At 49.2% G+C, this 18,734-nt stretch carries 12 protein-coding genes; 6 read left to right on the top strand and 6 right to left on the bottom strand.

What is annotated here, in order from left to right; genetic code table 11:
• Positions 1-9: 9 nt before the first annotated feature.
• The 3 genes from H6629_12620 to H6629_12610 all read right to left on the bottom strand — a co-directional run bounded on the left by H6629_12620 (position 10) and on the right by H6629_12610 (position 3,535).
• Positions 10-1,350, bottom strand: a complete 1,341-nt coding sequence (locus tag H6629_12620) for an efflux RND transporter periplasmic adaptor subunit (GenBank protein MCB9068637.1) — start codon at positions 1,348-1,350, stop codon at positions 10-12.
• A gap of 365 nt (positions 1,351-1,715) precedes the next feature.
• Positions 1,716-1,931 (bottom strand): hypothetical protein, encoded by a 216-nt coding sequence (locus H6629_12615; GenBank protein MCB9068636.1) that lies wholly within the window; start codon positions 1,929-1,931, stop codon positions 1,716-1,718.
• 197 nt (positions 1,932-2,128) lie between these two features.
• Positions 2,129-3,535, bottom strand: coding sequence for a phytase (locus H6629_12610; protein ID MCB9068635.1), 1,407 nt, complete (start codon positions 3,533-3,535; stop codon positions 2,129-2,131).
• Between the two features lie 624 nt (positions 3,536-4,159).
• Here H6629_12610 and H6629_12605 point away from each other — a divergent pair.
• The 5 genes from H6629_12605 to H6629_12585 all read left to right on the top strand — a co-directional run bounded on the left by H6629_12605 (position 4,160) and on the right by H6629_12585 (position 13,334).
• Complete coding sequence (locus H6629_12605; GenBank protein MCB9068634.1) at positions 4,160-8,716, top strand: T9SS type A sorting domain-containing protein; 4,557 nt, start codon at positions 4,160-4,162, stop codon at positions 8,714-8,716.
• A gap of 333 nt (positions 8,717-9,049) precedes the next feature.
• Complete coding sequence (locus H6629_12600; GenBank protein MCB9068633.1) at positions 9,050-10,414, top strand: sigma-54-dependent Fis family transcriptional regulator; 1,365 nt, start codon at positions 9,050-9,052, stop codon at positions 10,412-10,414.
• 226 nt (positions 10,415-10,640) lie between these two features.
• A complete protein-coding gene (locus tag H6629_12595) occupies positions 10,641-11,630 on the top strand; it encodes a hypothetical protein (GenBank protein ID MCB9068632.1) in 990 nt (329 codons plus the stop codon).
• Positions 11,631-11,643: 13 nt separating this feature from the next.
• Positions 11,644-12,279, top strand: coding sequence for a histidine phosphatase family protein (locus tag H6629_12590; GenBank protein MCB9068631.1), 636 nt, complete (start codon positions 11,644-11,646; stop codon positions 12,277-12,279).
• The gene (locus tag H6629_12585) at positions 12,276-13,334 is read left to right on the top strand and encodes a proline racemase family protein (protein ID MCB9068630.1); all 1,059 of its coding nucleotides are present in this window, start codon (positions 12,276-12,278) and stop codon (positions 13,332-13,334) included. The genes H6629_12590 and H6629_12585 overlap by 4 nt, the downstream gene beginning before the upstream one ends.
• Here the strand turns inward: H6629_12585 and H6629_12580 are convergent.
• A complete protein-coding gene (locus H6629_12580) occupies positions 13,321-14,868 on the bottom strand; it encodes a diguanylate cyclase (GenBank protein MCB9068629.1) in 1,548 nt (515 codons plus the stop codon). The two genes, H6629_12585 and H6629_12580, sit on opposite strands and share 14 nt — an antisense overlap.
• Positions 14,869-15,001: 133 nt before the next feature.
• Here H6629_12580 and H6629_12575 point away from each other — a divergent pair, with 133 nt between their 5' ends.
• The gene (locus tag H6629_12575; GenBank protein MCB9068628.1) at positions 15,002-16,639 is read left to right on the top strand and encodes an NFACT family protein; all 1,638 of its coding nucleotides are present in this window, start codon (positions 15,002-15,004) and stop codon (positions 16,637-16,639) included.
• Here H6629_12575 and H6629_12570 read toward each other — a convergent pair.
• Together H6629_12570 and H6629_12565 are read right to left on the bottom strand one after the other, a co-directional pair.
• Positions 16,634-17,017: a response regulator gene (locus H6629_12570; protein ID MCB9068627.1), complete on the bottom strand. Its 384-nt coding sequence runs from the start codon at positions 17,015-17,017 to the stop codon at positions 16,634-16,636. The genes H6629_12575 and H6629_12570 overlap by 6 nt on opposite strands.
• Before the next feature lie 344 nt (positions 17,018-17,361).
• Complete coding sequence (locus H6629_12565) at positions 17,362-18,726, bottom strand: sigma-54-dependent Fis family transcriptional regulator (GenBank protein ID MCB9068626.1); 1,365 nt, start codon at positions 18,724-18,726, stop codon at positions 17,362-17,364.
• Positions 18,727-18,734: the final 8 nt, after the last annotated feature.

Here is an 18,734-nt window from a genome sequence, read left to right as displayed (position 1 = left end):
TTTATCTCCTTAACCGCGGGCGGTGGATGGGTTTTCTTTCACAACAATTTCCGATCCGTTCTGCAGATCTTTACTGATCGCGCGATAGTTGCCGATGACAATTTCTTCGCCTTCTTCCAATCCGTCCAGAATTTCGATATGGGTATCGCTCTGAACACCGGTTTTCACCTGACGCGCTTCCGCTTTGCCATTTTTCACCACAAACACAATTTCCACAAATCCGTCTTTATCGGGATGAAATTCATTTTCTGTTTCGGTTGATGTGGAATCGCCTTTGGCAGCCGGACCTGAATTGTTTTTCAACTGATCCACCGTGCGAACGGCAACCGCCTGAATCGGCACTGCAAGGCAATTTTTACGGGTATCGGTAACGATATCGCCGCTGGCGGTCATCCCGGGACGCAGCTCCAGCGAGGGGCGATGATCCGCAGGTTTCACTTCCAGCGAGCCGCTGCTGCTGGGCATGGCATCACCGCCGCCGACTGCGCCGGCAATGGCAATTTTCACTTCAAATTCGGTTTTTTGCTCCTGTGTGCCCTGTCCGCTCACTTTTGCGCTGTTGGCAATTTCCGAAACAACGCCGGTGAACAGCACGTCGGTTACCGCGTCAACTTCAATTTTTGCGGTATCGCCGATGGCTACATTCACGATGTCGTTTTCGTCCACATCCACCAATGCTTCCATTCCGGAAAGGTTGGAAATTACCATAATCACATCTTCCTGAAATTGGGAACCGAGGGCAATTTCGCCTTCTTCCTTATTGAGCTGGCTGATGGTACCGGACATCGGAGCGAAAATTTTGGTTTTGGAAAGGTCATCGCGGGATTGTTTGAGCGAAGCCTGCGCCTGTGCCACGCGATCTTGCGCGGATTGATAACGGGCTTTTTCTACCTCGTATGCCGCATACATCGCGTCCAGCGAGGCCTGCGATTCGAGGTTTTGATCGAACAATTCTTTTGTGCGATGATAGTCTTTTTCGGTTTTGATCATGTTTTGGCGGGCCAACGTTGCATCTGCCTGAAACGAGCGCAAATTTGCTTCCGCGCTTTCCACGCTGGCGAGATATCGCTCGTTATCCATTTCCAGCAGGAATTGTCCTTTCTCGACCCAATCGCCATCGTTTACAGCCAGACGAACGATTTTTGCACTCACATCCGCACTGATATTCACCTGCGTTTTGGGCTGAATCCGTCCGGTTGCCATTACGGTTTGCACAACTTTGTGACGTTGAACTGGTGCAATTTCCACCTCAACACCTTGCACGCCTTTATCTTTCATCCCGAAAGAAATTGCCGCAACAGCAATGACCACTACGATAGCTGATCCAATGAGTATCTTTTTTTTCGACATAATAAAACACTCCCCATTTAGGTTGTTTTTTTTTGATTTCAATTTTGATTGATCGACTGCGGTTTTCCGAAAAGTTGATCCAACCTGAACTTGCGGAAGCATTCATCCGCACACCCGTTTCAAGACGAGTGGAAATTAGAAATGTTTCAATTTGTCTGAAAAGTTGATTGGTAATATGGGGAAAATCAGTACAGCAACAACCTGCCGAAAGCAGTTTGCGCAATATTAATTTGGGCAGATTTTTGTAAAATTGGCAGGCAAAAGAGATGATTTGCGGACACAGCCGGTCAAAAAAATCAGTGGCATAAAATAAATAATTACAGATTTTTAAAACAATTTCATTCAGCGAATTACGGAGATCTTTTCTAATCGATCAATTTCATGAACCCGTAAATGATCAGTGCCCACATCGGGATTGCCAGCAAAATGGCGTTGAAAATTCCGATCGCGGCATTTGCCTGCTCGTTGTTATCCTGCGTTACGGCTTTGCGCTGCGCTTTCGGTTTGGATTTGACCGGTGGTGGCGGCACATCGATGTAGCTATCGAGAAACGCCTGATCCAGATTTTTTACTGCTTCCATGTGTTGACTCCTTTTTTTATGTTCTATCGTCAACATAAATTTACCTCCCGAATATTGCGTTTGTATTACAAACTGATTGCGGCAGTACGCTAATTGTAGCTGTGGCGCAATTGCTTCGACATTTATTCCGGAAAATAGCCTGCGGTTTTGCACAAACGAAACCGCAGGTTTCCGTCCCAAGCTCCGCAGTAAAAAATTTAACGCATCAGGGCCATTTTAATGGTTTGCAGATTACTCCCCGCCTGCAATTGGGCAAAATAAATCCCGCCCGGCAGTTCGTTTCCGTAAGCATTTTTGGCTTCCCAACGAACCAGATAGGCACCGGCAGGCTGTTTCGCATCAACCAAAGTTGATACTTCCCTGCCGAGCAAATCGAAAATTCGCAAGGTAACCTGTTCGGCTTCGTTCAGGTTGTAACGAATCGCTGTGGAAGGATTGAACGGGTTCGGATAATTCTGTAACAACCCGAATTTTTCGGGAATTCCGGCAGAAGGGAGAATTGCGGTTGCGGTGTTCCGGGGATTCCAATAATCCGTATCGATATCTAAACCGAGATCCGCGTAATCGCAGCCGTGCACAACATACGGACTCGAGCCGCCATCGTGTAGCAGAAAAATACCCTGGCTGAAATCGCCGCCAAAATTCAGGTTGGAAACATCGATGCCATCGGTGCTGCCTGCGCCGCTGACCGTAAAACTTTTGACAAACGCATGTGGCGGGCGACGGTTGTAAACTTTAAATGAATCGTTGCCCTGGCTGGAAACAATCAGATAGCCGGTGCCGCCGGCAGCGTAATAAATGGTGACGCCTTCAACATCGTCCGTTAAACCGTTGCGTCCTGTTTCGGCGATTAGCACGCCATCGGGATTGGCGTCGTCCGGCTCTGCATCGTAGCGATACACACCTTCCACCTCGTTTGCGGCAAACAACAGTCCGTTCTCGTCATCGGCAACCATTCCTTCTGTCTGGCTGCCGTTACTCCATGTGCGCATTTCGATGCCGTTGATGCCGCCACTACCGTTGTCCACCATTTCCCACTGGCGAAGCTGACCACTGGCACCCGCACCAATTGCATAAAATTTGCCGGTCGCCTGGCTGTGATACAAACAAAAGCCATATAATTCATCCGGCCAATTACCGCCGTCAAAGCTGTTCAAAAATGCCAGTTGGCGATCATCCGGCAACACCCTGTAAATATCCACCTCGCTATTTGACCGATCGTTAAATGCCACAATATCAACAAGTTCACCATCGAGCGGAAAATTGTAGCGCACGTCAATATTGCCGGGCTGACCATCCGTTTGGATCGATTGCAGCGTGTTTCCCTGCAAATCGTAAACGAAAATCGTATTGGCACCTTTGTCCGAAGCGATCACTAAACTTTGCGATGGTGTCGGGTGAACCCAAAGGCAAATATCATCCTGATCATCGATACCGCCATCCGCAAATTCCACAACCGGTGAAACCGTTTGCGCCATTACTTTGGAAACACTGCCAAAAAGTAGAAAGCACAGCAATGTCAGCGTGAAATACATTAAGAACAGGCGTACAACATCCTGTAAGGATTTATTGAATTCAAATTGTTTGTTTGTATGATCCATCATTTATTCTCCATACCTGTTAAGTTTCGATCCCGATTAACGCAAACTTCCTGCCAAACTGCATTTAATTGAATGAAAACCGTATTTTATCCATTTTTGCAACAAGCGCTAATTACATGTTTATCAGATACTTATATGATTTTACTATCGATACGGGGGATGTGTCGCAGATTCATTTTTGTGAAAAATCCGTTGGCGATACCCAACATAATTTCCTGTGTATTAATTACACAATCGCGATAACGAATTTATATTTCGTGTGGCATTGAACACAGCCAAGCTATTCACCAATCTGTAATTTCGGGTGGTTCAGAAAAAATTGCATTTTTACCAAAATTGCGTTAATATTTCCAATCAACAGCGTCATTCGCTGCAAAATCCGCTTTTTTATGAAATTTGAAATTCTGGTGAATGCGTTTGTTGTCACAATATTTATTAGAGAGTTCTAATAATTTCATGTCACAAGTTTTTTATTGGTCTTTATTTTGGTTCAACTAAATCTGCTGCACTTTTTATAACTTCGTTCAGCATTTTTGCCAATCCCAAACACCGAATTTGCAGGTTATTTGATAATCAATCGTTTCAATACGCATACATTATAATATGTTTCGTAAAGAGGTATTTTTCATGAAGTTTTCGACAGTGTTTCCATTTTATATTCATAAAAAACAGAGTTTTACAGCGCACTTTCTGATGTTGCTTTTGTTGATCGCCAGCGTTGTTTTTGGCGAAGTATTCGCCCAAACGCGAATAATGGCAGTTAGCAACCGGACAGCAAATTCTACAATTACCACCGGCGAATCCAGCCTTCCGGATCTGGCCAACCGATTGATGGCAGTTCCGATTGATGAAGGATACAGGGATTTCAATTACGGATCGAGCGTTATTTCCGCGCCAACCGGCGAAAAGCCGGAAAGCAAATTGTGGTATAACAACGGCTACTGGTGGGGCAGTTTGTGGGATGCTGGCAACGATGAATACCGCATTTTCCGGTTCGATCCGGCATCGCAGGACTGGTTTAACACCGGTGTGGCCATCGACGATCGCTCCGGCAGTTTGGGCGATGCACTGTGGGACGGGCAAAAGCTGTATGTTGCATCGCATATTTTTGTGAACAGCGGCAGCACCACCACCAGCGACAATTTGAAAGCACGATTGTATCGCTACAGTTTCGATCCGGGGACGAATACTTACAGTCTGGACAGCGGTTTTCCCGTTATCATCAACAACGCGCGCAGCGAAACGCTGGTGCTGGACAAAGATTCCTTCGGGAAATTGTGGATTTCCTACATGGTCGGCGGAACGGTGATGATCAATCACAGCACCACGGACGACCGCACCTGGGGAACACCGTTCGATTTGCCGAGCCAGCCCGGCAGCGCCTCCAGCGATGATATTTGCTCCATCCAAAGTTTTGGCGGCAACAAAATGGGTGTGATGTGGAGCGACCAAAATGACGAACGGATGTATTTTTCCGTACATGTGGATGGCGACGACGATGACGAATGGGGCCCCGCAGAGACCGCGCTGAGCGGCAACAACATGGCAGATGATCACATTAATCAATTGGCCTGCGATGATAATGGCAACCTGTATGCAGCTGTCAAAACCAGCGTTAGCAATTCTTCCGATCCGCTGATTGTGCTGCTCAAACGCAACGCCAGCGGTAGCTGGTCTCACACAACTATTGCGGAAAAACGGTATAATCAAAGCCGACCGATCATATTGGTAGATGTGGACAGCGATCTGCTGTATGTATTTATGAGCCGGCTCACTCGTCCACGATCGATATACATGAAAACCACCGATCTCAACGGTGATCTCGAGTTTGATTTGGGCATCGGAACCCTTTTCATCGGTGATGATTCTTTCGATAACATCAACAATGCTACTTCAACCAAACAATGCATTACATCGGAAACGGGCATTCTGGTTGCCGCCAGCGAAGAAACAGCGAATTATTATTTCCACAATTATATTCCACCGACAGCCGTTGGCGATCCACCGGTAATCAGCTCATTTTCGCCGACATCCGGTAATGTGGGCGCATCTGTGACTATTTTGGGCAACTTTTTTGATAATGCCAGTAATGTTTCGTTCAACGGCGTATCGGCCAATTTTTCCATTAATTCCACAAATGAAATTGTCGCGACGGTGCCCAACGGCGCAACCACCGGCAAAATTTCTGTAACCAACAGCAGCGGTACCACTCAAACGGGCGGCAATTTCACGGTTATCGTCCCGCAATTTGACCTCACTGTTTCCACCTCCGGCAATGGCAGCGTTTCGCCATCCAGCGGCACGTTTAACCAAAATACGGTTGTGCAGTTGACCGCATCGCCCGATCCCGGCTGGCAATTTTCAGGCTGGAGCGGCGATCTTTCGGGCAACCAAAACCCCGCTTCCGTCACGATGGACAGCGACAAAAACATCACTGCCACCTTTGTCGAATCAACTGTTCAGCAATATAATCTGATCACGAATGTGAGCGGTAACGGATCGATCCAAATGAATCCTGCCGGAGGCATTTACAACGAAAACACAGTGGTTCAGGTGACCGCTATACCCGATGCCGGATGGCAATTTTCCGGATGGAGCGGCGATTTGAGCGGTGCAGCAAATCCGGAATCGATTTCGATGAACAGCAACAAAAACATCACCGCGACATTTTCGCCAATTACCAGTGGCGGTGGCGAAATTGTTCATCAAAACACCGTTACCGGAACGAGCACCGGTGGCAGCAGCGTAACCACATCGCAATCGCCCGGCACGCAGGGCGGCACATTTATCGCGGCAATTACCGGCAAACCACACAGAACGGTTGCATCGGTGAATGGATTGGGATTGAGTTGGACGCTGGTTGATGAACAATGCGCAGGACGTAGCCAAACCGGCGTTTCCGTGTGGATCGCAAACGGCACACCCACATCCGCCGGCAATGTAACCGCCACTTTCAGCGATGCGCCGAGCGGTGCGGCAATTATCGTTTCGCGATATACCGGGGTTGATGTGGCAAATCCTGTCGCCAACACGATAACCGGAAACACCAACGGCATCGGCGGCAATTGCAGCGGCGGAACAGACAACAGCAATTACAATTTTCCGATGTTCGCCAATAGCGGTTCAACGATTTTCAGCGCAGTTGCCAAACGTAATAAAACCCACACGCCGGGTTCCGGCTTTGATCAACTATCAGAAGTTACCGCCGGTAGTGGCGGCAGCGCAGCCGGGCTGAATGTTCAGGAAAAACCAATCAGCATTTCCGGAAGCCAGAGCGTGGACGGCACATTTTCCAGCGATGTGGATTGGGCAGTTGTCGCCGTTGCACTGCGTTCCGGCGGCGGTGGCGGAGGCGGCACCACCCAATTTACCCTCGCCACAAATACGGTCGGCAATGGCAGCGTGCAATTATCGCCGAGCGGCGGCGTTTACGATGAAAACACTGTCGTGCAGCTCACCGCAACACCGCAACCCGGATGGGAATTTGCAGGATGGAGCGGCGATCTCGTCAGCACGGATAATCCTGCGTCGATCACAATGGACGGCAACAAAAACGTGACCGCAACCTTCACTGAAATTGTTGTGCCGCAATACACGCTGGCAACATCAGTTTCCGGCAACGGGCAAATTCTGCTCAACCCGGCCGGCGGCGTTTACGATGAAAATACCGAAGTCACGGTTTCGGCAGTGGCAGATCCCGGCTGGTTTTTCGCCGGTTGGAGCGGCGATCTTAATGGGTTGACCAATCCCGAAAGCATTACGATGAATAGCAACAAAAATGTAACCGCACTGTTTATGCCTTCCAGTGGCGGTGGCGGCCAGGTTGCATTTGAAGAAATCGTCAGTGGCGGTAGCAGCGGATCGAACACTGTTTCCACCACCGGCGGCATTGCCGCTGTAAATGGCGATGTCTATCTCGCCGCAATCACGTACAAAAAAAATGTGACCGTTTCGGGCGTCAGCGGTTTGGGACTAACCTGGCAATTGGTAGATGAGCAATGTGCCGGTCGCAGCCAAACGGGTGTTTCTGTTTGGATCGGACAGGGCGCACCGACCGGCAACGGGAATGTTACCGCAACCCTCGGCGATACGCCGGACAACGCATTTATTTCTGTTGCGCGGTATTCCGGTGTCGATCTTGCGAACCCGCTCGGCAACACCCTCGGTGGCAACACCAACGGACTCGGCGGCAACTGCGATGGCGGCACGGATAACGCCAGCTACAGTTTTGCGATGAACACCGTTGGCAGCGGATCAACTGTATTTAGCGCCGTGGCAATCCGAAACAAAAACCACGAACCGGGTACCGGATTTACAGAACGTATTGAAGGATCTGCCGGAAGCGGCGGTTCAACAGCCGGTCTTGCAGTGCAGGATCAATCGATAACGGTTGCTGAAAACGTAAACGTCAGCGGGCAAATCAGCCGCGATGTGGACTGGGCAGTTGTTGCAGTGGAATTGCGTGCCGGATCGTCCACAACTATCGCTTTTGAGCCATCGGAATTTGGCGCGGTGTTCGCCGCATCCGGTATCGCCAGCGCGAAAAATGCGGACGGCGAATCGATGATCGAATACCAGCAACTCCGATTTGAAGCGCCCGCACAATCCGGACGTGTCCAAAAAGCCGTGCTGCAACTTCAGTTAAATGAATCGGTTAGCGAACATTTAACGGCGTTTGTGAACAGCGATTTCGCCATGAAACAAATTGCCAAATCCGGATCGGCAACCGCAGGACAACAGATCCAACTGGACGTAACGCAGGCGTTCCACGATGGTCAAATCAACGAATTTTTGCTGAATATACCGGCGAACGCCGTTGCCCGCAGCGGCGCAAATGCTCCGAAATTGCAGCTCACCATCACCAAAACCGGCAACGGAATCGATGATAACGGCGCAGCATTGGTAGCGGATCAACTGCCGCAGCAGTTTGAACTCGCCCAGAATTACCCGAACCCGTTCAACCCGCAAACGACAATCGCATACGCATTACCGCAGAGCGTTCCGGTAAAAATAACGGTTTACGACGCCACCGGACGGCTGGTAACAACGCTGGCGGACGGTGTTCAGCAAGCCGGGGAACACCGGATCATTTTCGACGCCAGCCGTTATGCCTCAGGCGTTTATTTCTACACGCTGCATGCCGGCAACTTCCGGCAAACTCGAAAAATGATGCTCGTGAAGTAATCATACCCAAAAATTGTTGCAAATTCACCTAACGCCTTCTTTAACCGGAAGGCGTTTTTTATTGGTTCTCACTCCAAAAAATGTCAAAATTTTCGTCACATTTGTGCAAAAACGGGTTAAGTCACAACCCAAAGTGACGACAATTGCTATACTGTAGAAAATATCGACAGCAACAATCGCCGGAAAACCGGCATCTTTGAAACCAATTTCCTCTCTTGAAAAACAGGTTGACAGTTTTTTTCAACAAAGAAATACCGATCAATAATTTTTACTAACTTGTTGTTTATCGTGCATTTACAACAAGCACTAGGAATACCGGGAGATGTGAGGCATATGAAACCACGTATATTAATCGTTGACGACGAAGCGGATTCGCTGGACATTATCGCGGATTTATTCAGCAAAGTCGGCTACCAAACCTTTACCGCACAAAACGGACTGGAGGCGCTGGCAGTGATCGAGCGCACTGAGCCGGACATCCTGATATCCGATTTATACATGCCGGAAATGGATGGCATGAAGCTGCTCGACGAAGTGAGCAACCGCTACCCCAATGTTTCCACCATCATGATGACCGGACACAAAGACGTGAACAACGCCGTGAAAGCGTTGCAAAAAGGTGCCCGCGATTTCATTTTAAAGCCGTTCGATCTCGAAGATTTTTTGTGGAAAGTCGGCGCAATCGTCAAAATGAAATACAATGTTGACGAAGATACGTTTGCCAAATTTAACGCACCGGTGAACAAAGGATTTGCCAATATCATCAGCCGCGATCCGCGGATGATGGCGCTCTTCCGCAAAATCGAAAAAATTGCCCCCTACAACCTGACCGTGATGATTTACGGCGAAAGCGGCACCGGAAAAGAGCTGATCGCCGATGCCATCCGCCAAAATGCCCGCCCGGAACGCAGCCAAAAACCGTTTGTGAAAGTAAACTGCGGCGGCATTCCCGAAACACTGCTGGAAAGCGAGCTGTTCGGGCACGAAAAAGGCGCATACACCAACGCCTATTACAGCAAACCGGGACGTTTCGAGATTGCCGATGGCGGCAGTATTTTTCTCGACGAAATCGGCGATATTTCGATGGCGATGCAGGTAAAACTGTTGCGGGTGCTCTCATCAAAAGAGATTGAGCGACTCGGTAGCACCAAAACCAAACAGGTGGATGTTCGCGTCATCGCCGCAACCAACAAAAATCTGGAAGCGGAAATCGAAGCGGGGCGTTTTCGCGAAGACCTGTTTTTCCGGCTGAACGTGATCCCGATTTTTTTACCACCGCTGCGGGAACGCCGCGATGATATTCCGCTGCTCATCCAGCATTTTATCAAACGTTTTTGCGAAGAATTCAAATTGCCACCCAAACAGGTGGACGACGAAGCGATGGAATATCTGAAATCGTATCGCTGGCCGGGCAATGTGCGCCAGCTCGAAAACTATGTGAATCAGGCGATTGTGCTTTCCGAAGGTAACATGTTGACAATAAAGGACTTCCCTTCCCGCGTACTCAACGAAACCGCAGAAGACACCGGATTTGAAATCGACACAACCCGTCCGCTGGATGATATTATGGCGGATTTCGAAAAAATGGTGCTCAAAAAAGCTCTCGCAGAAAATGGCGGCAACAAACAGCAAACCGCCAAACAATTGCAGGTTCATCGCACCACGCTGATGTCCCGCCTCAAAAAATTGGGGCTGTGAGCCGAACGCAAATCAGCGAAAATGATCGTTTTCGATCCGAAAAGTGATGTGACAGAACATTTCATTTTGCAAATTGTGACCGGATCGAAAGCGATTCCTCACGCTTTTCGGTCATTCGGAATGACCACTCGCGACAACCTGTATTTTTTAAATCCTACCCACTTTTTCTAATTTCATTTTCAATCCAAAATAAAAACCTTATTTTTTGGAAAAAATTGGGAAGATATTGGCAAAACAATCGATCAAAATTTTTTCCGGCGACGATATCCGGCAGGCAGTTCCGATGCGCGATTGTGTCGCAGCCATCCGCGATGCGTTCATCCAGCTCTCCGGTGGCGAAATTACCGCACCGCAGCGACTGGTGATGCCCACAAATCCGGACGACGGTTTACTGCTGCTGATGCCCGCATTCGCAGCGAACAAACAGCAATCCACCGTAAAATTGGTGAGAATCACCAACAGCAATTCCGCGCGAAATTTACCCTACATTCAGGCTACAGTGATGTTATTCGACGCAACCACCGGACAACTGCTGGCAATTATGGATGGCGAAACCATCACCGCAATGCGCACCGGCGCAGCATCCGGCGCAGCAACCGATGCGATGGCGCGAAAAGCTGCCAAAACCCTCGCGATTTTCGGGACGGGCGCACAGGCGGAATCGCAACTGGATGGTGTTTGCGCGGTTCGATCCATCGAAAAAATGCTGGTTTTCGGGCGAAACCCCAACCGCACCGCCGATTTTGCCAATCGGATGCAACAAAAATTCAACATCGATGTACGCGTTGCAACCGCGCCGGAACAACTGCGCGAAGCAGATATTATTTGCACCGCAACCACCGCAACGTCACCGGTTTTTGCCGATGAACACGTTGCACCGGGAACGCACATCAACGGCGTTGGCGCATACAAACCACACATGCAGGAAGTGCCGCCGGAAACCGTGCAACGCGCCAGAATCGCCATTGATGAACGCGAAGCGGCGCTCAGCGAAGCGGGCGATTTGCTCATTCCGCTGAACGCAGGACAAATCAGCGAATCACATTTTTTGGCGGAAATCGGCGATGTTTTTTCCGGGAAAATTCCCGGACGGCAATCGGAAAACGAGATCACGTTTTTCAAATCCGTCGGTCATGCGGCGCAGGATTTGGCGCTGGCATCGCAGGTTTGGGCGGCGGCGCAATCGCTTAATCTCGGTAAAAACATTAGTTTATAAAAAAGGAAATTAAATGCCGAAAACAAAAATCTACCTCATTCGCCACGGCGAAACCATCTGGAACGCAACCGGCAGATTTCAGGGGCAGCAGGACAGCCCGCTGAACGAAACGGGCATCCGGCAGGCGCAGGCGCTGGCCAAACGGCTGCGCAACAAGTCATTTTTCGCGATTTACAGCAGCGATTTGGGACGCGCGCACCAAACCGCCGAAATTTTAGCCGAGCCGCACAGCCAGCCGGTCATTCCGGATGAGCGATTGCGCGAACGGCGGTTCGGCATTTTCGAAGGGTTGACAATGACTGAGGCGGAACGCGATTATCCCGATATTCAGCAGGCATTTCTCGGCGGCGGATACAATTTTATCGTGCCCGGTGGCGAAACCAACGACGAGATTATTGACCGGACAGTGAGTTGCCTCAACGAACTGGCAACCCGCCATCCCGGGGAACGGCTGCTGGTGGTTACGCACGGCGGAATTATCAACCGATTCACAAAATATGTGCTGGGCATTCCGCAATCTCAACAACGGATGTTCCGCGTTCATAACGCCAGCGTCAACAAATTTGTATTCGAAAATGGCAATTGGGAAATGCACACTTTTGGCGATACCAGCCATTTCGACACCCATCACGACGGAGCAGAAGAATGAGTGAACCATTTGCAGATCGCGTTTTGGCAATGAAACATTGGCAGCCACCAGAAAATTGGCTGCGGATTCACACCATCGATGCGCACACCGGCGGCGAACCGCTGCGGGTGATTGTTGGCGGATATCCGGCTTTGCCCGGCAAAACGATTCTCGAAAAACGCCGCGCGGCCAAAGCCCAATTTGACCATCTGCGCACCGCGCTGATGTGGGAACCGCGCGGTCACGCGGATATGTACGGCTGTTTGATCACCCCGCCGGTAACGCCGGAAGCAGATTTTGGCGTGTTGTTTTTGCACAACGAAGGCTACAGCAGCATGTGCGGTCACGGGATTATCGCGGTCACAAAAGTGGCACTGGAGACCGGGCTGATTCCCATGAAATCGCCGGAAACCTGCATCAAAATTGACGCCCCCGCCGGGCTGATCACTGCGTTCGCGCGAATCGAAAACGGCAGCGTTCACAGCGTTTATTTTCACAACGTGCCGTCGTTTGTGGTGGCGCTGGACGCGACCGTTGCAGTTCCCGGATTGGGAACCGTGCGTTACGATCTGGCGTTTGGCGGTGCGTTTTACGCATACGTGAACGCTGCGGATGTCGGGCTGCGCTGCACGCCGGAGCACTTTCGCGACCTGATCGATATCGGCATGAACATCAAATGCGCGGTGATGGAAAGCCGTGAGATCGTCCATCCGTTTGAGCCAGATTTGGGATTTTTGTATGGCACCATTTTCACCGAACCGGCGGAAAATCCGCAACATCACAGCCGGAACGTCTGCATTTTTGCCGAAAGTGAGGTGGATCGCTCACCCACCGGAACGGGCGTTAGTGCGCGGGTTGCTATTCATCATGCTCGCGGGGAAATTGGTGTGAACCAACCGATTGTGATCGAAAGTATTATTGGCAGTTCATTTAAGGCAAGTGTTTTTAAAACAGTAGCTTACGGCGGTTTCGATGCGGTAATTCCGGCAGTGGAAGGAACCGCGCACATCACCGGACGGAACGAATGGTGGATCGATCCGTCCGACAATTTGCAAAATGGATTTATCCTGCGCTGACGCTGTACGAATGGGCAACATCCGTTGAGCGACAGCAATTGCCGCCGGCGTGCTGCGCCATTTCCACAGCTTTGAGCGTTTGTTGCAAAAATGAATGTTTATCGAATGCCGTTTCGCTCGGATCGACCGTCGAAAACCCGACACTGACCGTCAATTTGTGGAAAATATCTTTGTGCGGATTGGCAAAACTGTGTTCTTCGATGCGTTTTCGCAGCTTTTCCGCGACAACCGTCGCCCGCACCCGCGCAGCCTGCGGAATCAGAATCGCAAAAGAATCGTCGCCGTAACGGGCAATCGTATCCGATTCGCGAAGGTTTTTCACCAAAATCTGGCTGACTTCCTGCAAAATGGAATTGCCGGTGGAATAGCCGTACGCCTGGTTGAACAACCGGAAATTGTCGATATCAAAAATCACCATCGAAATCGGATGCTCGTACCGGCGCGATTTTGAAACTTCCTGATTGAGCGTTTCCTGAAAATAAGCGTGATTGCACAACCCGGTCAACGCATCGCGCAGGTGAAATTCGGTGCGTTCCTCTTTGCTGCGTTCCAAAGCTGTTTCCAACTGCTCCACCTGTTCGTAAACAACCACTAACTCTTCGAGCATTTCTTCATACGGGATCAACCGGCGTTTCAGAAATTCGGGATTTTCTTTCAACACCCGAAGCCCGGAAAAATTGGGCAATTTGCGCAGTCCAAACGGCGAAGCGTAGGATTTTGCGTTTTCCAGCGCCATCCGCAAAAAATTGGGAAACTCCATCGTTTGGCGCCCAAAATACTGCGCGAAGCGATTTTCCAGATCCGCGTATTTGCTCGCACCTTTCAATTGAAGCACCAGTTCCGCCAATCGCCCGGAAAGCCCGACAATTTGCGCGGACGTTTTATCCTGCGATTCCATCATCGGGTTGTCTTCAATTTGATGATGCAATCGGATCGGCTCAACGATTTCGTCCGGGAAACCCCACGAATAAACCAGATCGGCGCTGATATCCGCATGGCTTACGCCAGCTTCTTTTTCTTCTGTTTCCTCAAACCTGCGGGCGTTAATCGGCACTTTTTCCAATTTTGAATACACTTCCGGCACGGTTCGCGAGAGCGCTAATTTGGAAACATCCTGCAGCATTCCGGCAATAAGCATATCCGCTGGCGTGCCGATGCCCAAAAACTTGCTCATCGTAAACGCAAAAACACCGGACAGCAGCCAGTTTTGCTGCTGGATATCGTAATCCAGTGAGTCATATTTCCCGGCAGATTCAAATTCGAGCAACCACAATGTAAACAATATGTTGCGCAAATCTTTTGCGCTCATGGACTCCACAATTTCCTTAAAATTGGTTGTCCGTGGATTCACATTAAAAAAAGGCGATTTAACGATTCTGGAAATCACATCCTTCTTTTCCGAAACCAGCGGATAGATTTCTTTATCCTTAACTTTTCGCACAAATGAAAGTGGTACCAGATCCATCGTATCATGTGGCGGGTTTTCAAATTTGGGTGATTTTCGTAAAATTTCTAAAATACGTGATTTTCTCATATTGCAATTTCGTGTTTTAAGTCCGCAGTTCCGCAACTATATTTTATAGCGTATTCGGCGTAAAGTGCCCGATACATTAATAGTTTGTCGTTGAAATTTGCCGGTAACACGTTTCTCTAAAAGGTCTTACGTTATGCATTTACATTATATCACGCTGTTGCGACAGGTGGAATTTTTACGCCCGAAAATTACCGGCACAGTCATCGCGGATAGTTATTCGCAGAATAAAAACGAATGGGTGATCGCATTGCCCGGCGGCGGGCTGCAGCTTTCCTGCGATGCGCAATTTCCGTTTATTTTGTGGACAGAACAGCGTCACCGCGCCAAAAATTCAACGGAAGTGCTGGATTCGCTGATCGGTTTGCAAATCAGCGACATCGCGCTGATGCCGGGCGAACGCATTATTAAAATAACTTTTGCAGAATCGCCGCTCACGCTGATTGTCAAATTGTTCACCGCCGGCAGCAATTTTTTTATCGTTGATGAATCCGGCACCATTTTGAACAGCTTCAAAAACGCCCGAAAATTTACCGGCGAACCGTTTGCAGTGCCGCTATCCGACCAGCTCGATCCGGAAACCATCGAACGGGACGAATTTCATGAATTGCTGAACCGGCACCGCAAAGATGTGTTTCCGCAAATATTGCGCCTATTCAGCTACCTCACCCGTCCGGTGATTCGCGAATTGCTGTTCCGTTGCGAAATCCCCGAAAAATTGATCGTTGGCGATGCAACCGAAGAACAACTGCTGGCACTGTGGGTCAATCTCGAAAAGTTGCTGAAAAACTGCCGGACGGACGCGCCGCGCGTATATTTCGATGGCGAATTTCCGGAGCGTTTTACGCTCACCGAATTCCGCAGTTTGGGCGCATCGGAGCAGCGCACATTTGAATCCGTCAACGACGGGCTGCGGTTTTTTATTTTCCGGCGCCAAAAATTGGGCACTTTGCAACAATCCCGCAAACAATTGACAGACGCGCTTTCGCGAAAACTGAATTCGCTGAAATTCAACCTTTCGCAACTGGAAGCAAAACCGCCGGACGAATCGCAAATCAAGAAAAATCAACAAATTGGCGAATTGATTGTGGCACAGCCGCAGTTGCTGAAACCCGGTGTCAGCGAAATTTCCGTCATCAATTATTTTGATGAAAACATGCCGGAAATAACCGTGAGCGTCGATCCGGAATTATCGGCGCAGGACAATGCAGAAAAATATTTTCGCAAAGCGCGGCAATTTTCGGAAAACGCAAAGGAGCGTGAAGAACGCTGGGAACAACTCCAGCGCCAGCACGACGAACTGGCAGCACTGGCGTCGCAACTTCAGCAATCCGATGATTTGAAAATTTTCCGGCAGGTTCAGGAACGACTGAAGACAATGCACATTTTGCAACATCATTCACAGGATTCGGACACATATCGCCTGCCGTATAAAACTTATTATTTTAAAGATGTAGAAATTTGGGTAGGAAAATCATCTGCGGATAACGACATACTAACGTTCAAATGTGCAAATAAAGAAGATTTTTGGCTGCACGTTCAGGGCTATGCCGGATCGCATGTGGTCATTCGCAATCCCCGCCGCAGCGAGCAGCCACCGCAACACGCGCTGGAATACGCCGCCCGGTTGGCAGCAACCAATAGCAAAGCCAAACACGCCAGCTACGTTCCGGTGGTTTACACAAAAGTAAAATTCGTTCGCAAACCGCGCAAATCTCCTCCGGGAACGGTCATTCCGTCTCAGGTTAAATCGATATTTGTAGATCCGTTATGAGAGCACACTTCCCGGAAACAGCCGTTCCAGCATTTTCCGAAACTGGGGTAATTTTATGGGTTTGTGCAAAAAATGCCGGATAGAAAGCGCCTCCAGCGATCCGACCAACTCCGGATCGAGTTTCCCGGAAACAACCAGCACCGGTAATTCGGGCATTTCGCCGCGCACTTTTTTGATCAATTCGTACCCGTTCAACCGGGGCATGGCGATATCGGTTATCAGTAAATCGTATGGGTGATTTTTCAGCGCGTTGAACGCTTCCTCGCCATTGTAAACCGTAACAACTTCGAAACCTTCCAGGGTCAGCCATGTATCAATGCTGTAACTTAGTCCTTTATCGTCCTCCGCTACTAAAATTTTTTTCATGAATTCAACCATTAAACCTCCGTTTGACGTACCCAATTGCCCCTCCCTTGAATTAAGTGGCGAATTCAATTAAAGCAAAAGCCTTGCCATTGTTGCGCCTTTCACTTGCGACACGGCGAATCAGATGCAGCGGTTGCGCAGCAATGTCCGTTTTCGACCGTAAAACAGCGAAATTTGTACGCTCCGCCCCGTTAAATCACCCGGTCGCAGGTTTCACAAAAACATATTCGGAACGATCGCCAAACGGCGCTGAAAATGGATGAATTTATTTTTTAAAAAAAATTTGAGAGATGCGTTTTCCAAAGCAAAAACGCGGTTTTTCAACCGCGTCTGTTGTGTAAATTTGTGCAATATTTTTACATTTCATCATCGCCGATATTGTATTCTTCCAGCTTGTTATACAGCGATCTGCGGCTGATGCCCAAAATATTTGCAGCTTTCAGCTTGTTGCCGCGCACGGCCTTCAGCGTTTCGATAATCATGGTTTTTTCCACTTCAGACAGCGGAACACCGGGTTTGAAAGTGATACTAACTTGCGCCAATCCCGGTTTCAGGATGTTGTTGGGCAAATGTTTTACATCGATTGATTGGTTGGCAGTGAGCACGCTGCGCAAAATTACGTTGCGCAACTCGCGCACATTTCCCGGCCAGTGGTAGCTGTTCAGCACTTCCATTGCACGATCGGTAACACCGGTAACTTTTTTGTTCAGTTCGATATTGAACATTTCCCGGTAATAATTTGCCAGATAGGCAATATCACCTTTGCGATCCCGCAACGGCGGCAGTTCGATGGTGTAAACGTTCAGCCTGTAAAATAAATCTTCGCGAAAACGGTTGTTTTCGATCATTTTTTCGAGATTATCGTTGGTTGCGGCGATGACGCGCACATCCACTTTAATGGGGCGGTTGCTGCCGACCCGCTCAATCACCTGATTTTCCAACACCCGCAACAGGCTGATTTGCACCGGCATATCCATCGTTCCGATTTCATCGAGAAACAGCGTGCCGTCGTTGGCTTCCTCAAATTTTCCTTTTTTATCAGAAATTGCGCCGGTAAACGCGCCTTTCAGGTGCCCGAACAGTTCAGATGCGACCAGTTCCCGGGGAATTGCGCCGGTGTTGATCGCCACAAACATTTTTTTATCACGCGGCGACATGGCGTGAATGGCTTGCGCAACCATCTCTTTACCCGTGCCGCTCTCGCCAACGATGAGCACCGGAATATCGGTTTGCGCAACGTCTTTGATGCGCCGATACACCTGCTGGATGGCTTTGCTCTGCCCCACCAAATTCTGGAAATGATAATATTTCTGGAGCCGCCCCTGTTTATCTTCGGTAGATAAATCCTGCGCTTCGTCCAGTTGCAGCACTGTTTTTACCGTTTTGATCAGCTCTTTGGGCTTTATCGGCTTTGTCAGATAGTTGATGGCGCCGAGTTTCATGGCTTTTACAGCATCCTCGATGCTGCCGTAACCGGTAACCATCACCACTTTTAGCGACGGATATTCTTCCTGAACATGCGCCAGAAATTTCATTCCGTCCATTTCATTCATTTTGTAATCGGTGATGATCAGGTCAAACACCTGCTGCTCCAGCCGTTCGAGCGCCAGCCGACCGTTTTCGGCTTCTTCAATTTCAAATCCCTCATCTTCCAGAATCGTCGCAACACCCGTTCGCAAATTTTCCTCATCATCAACAATCAGAATGCGAAATTTTTCCATTTATCCTC

It is taken from the genome of Calditrichia bacterium (assembly GCA_020634975.1).
Classification (GTDB): Bacteria; Calditrichota; Calditrichia; order RBG-13-44-9; family J075; genus JACKAQ01.
This window is presented reverse-complemented; position numbering and strand designations above follow the sequence as displayed.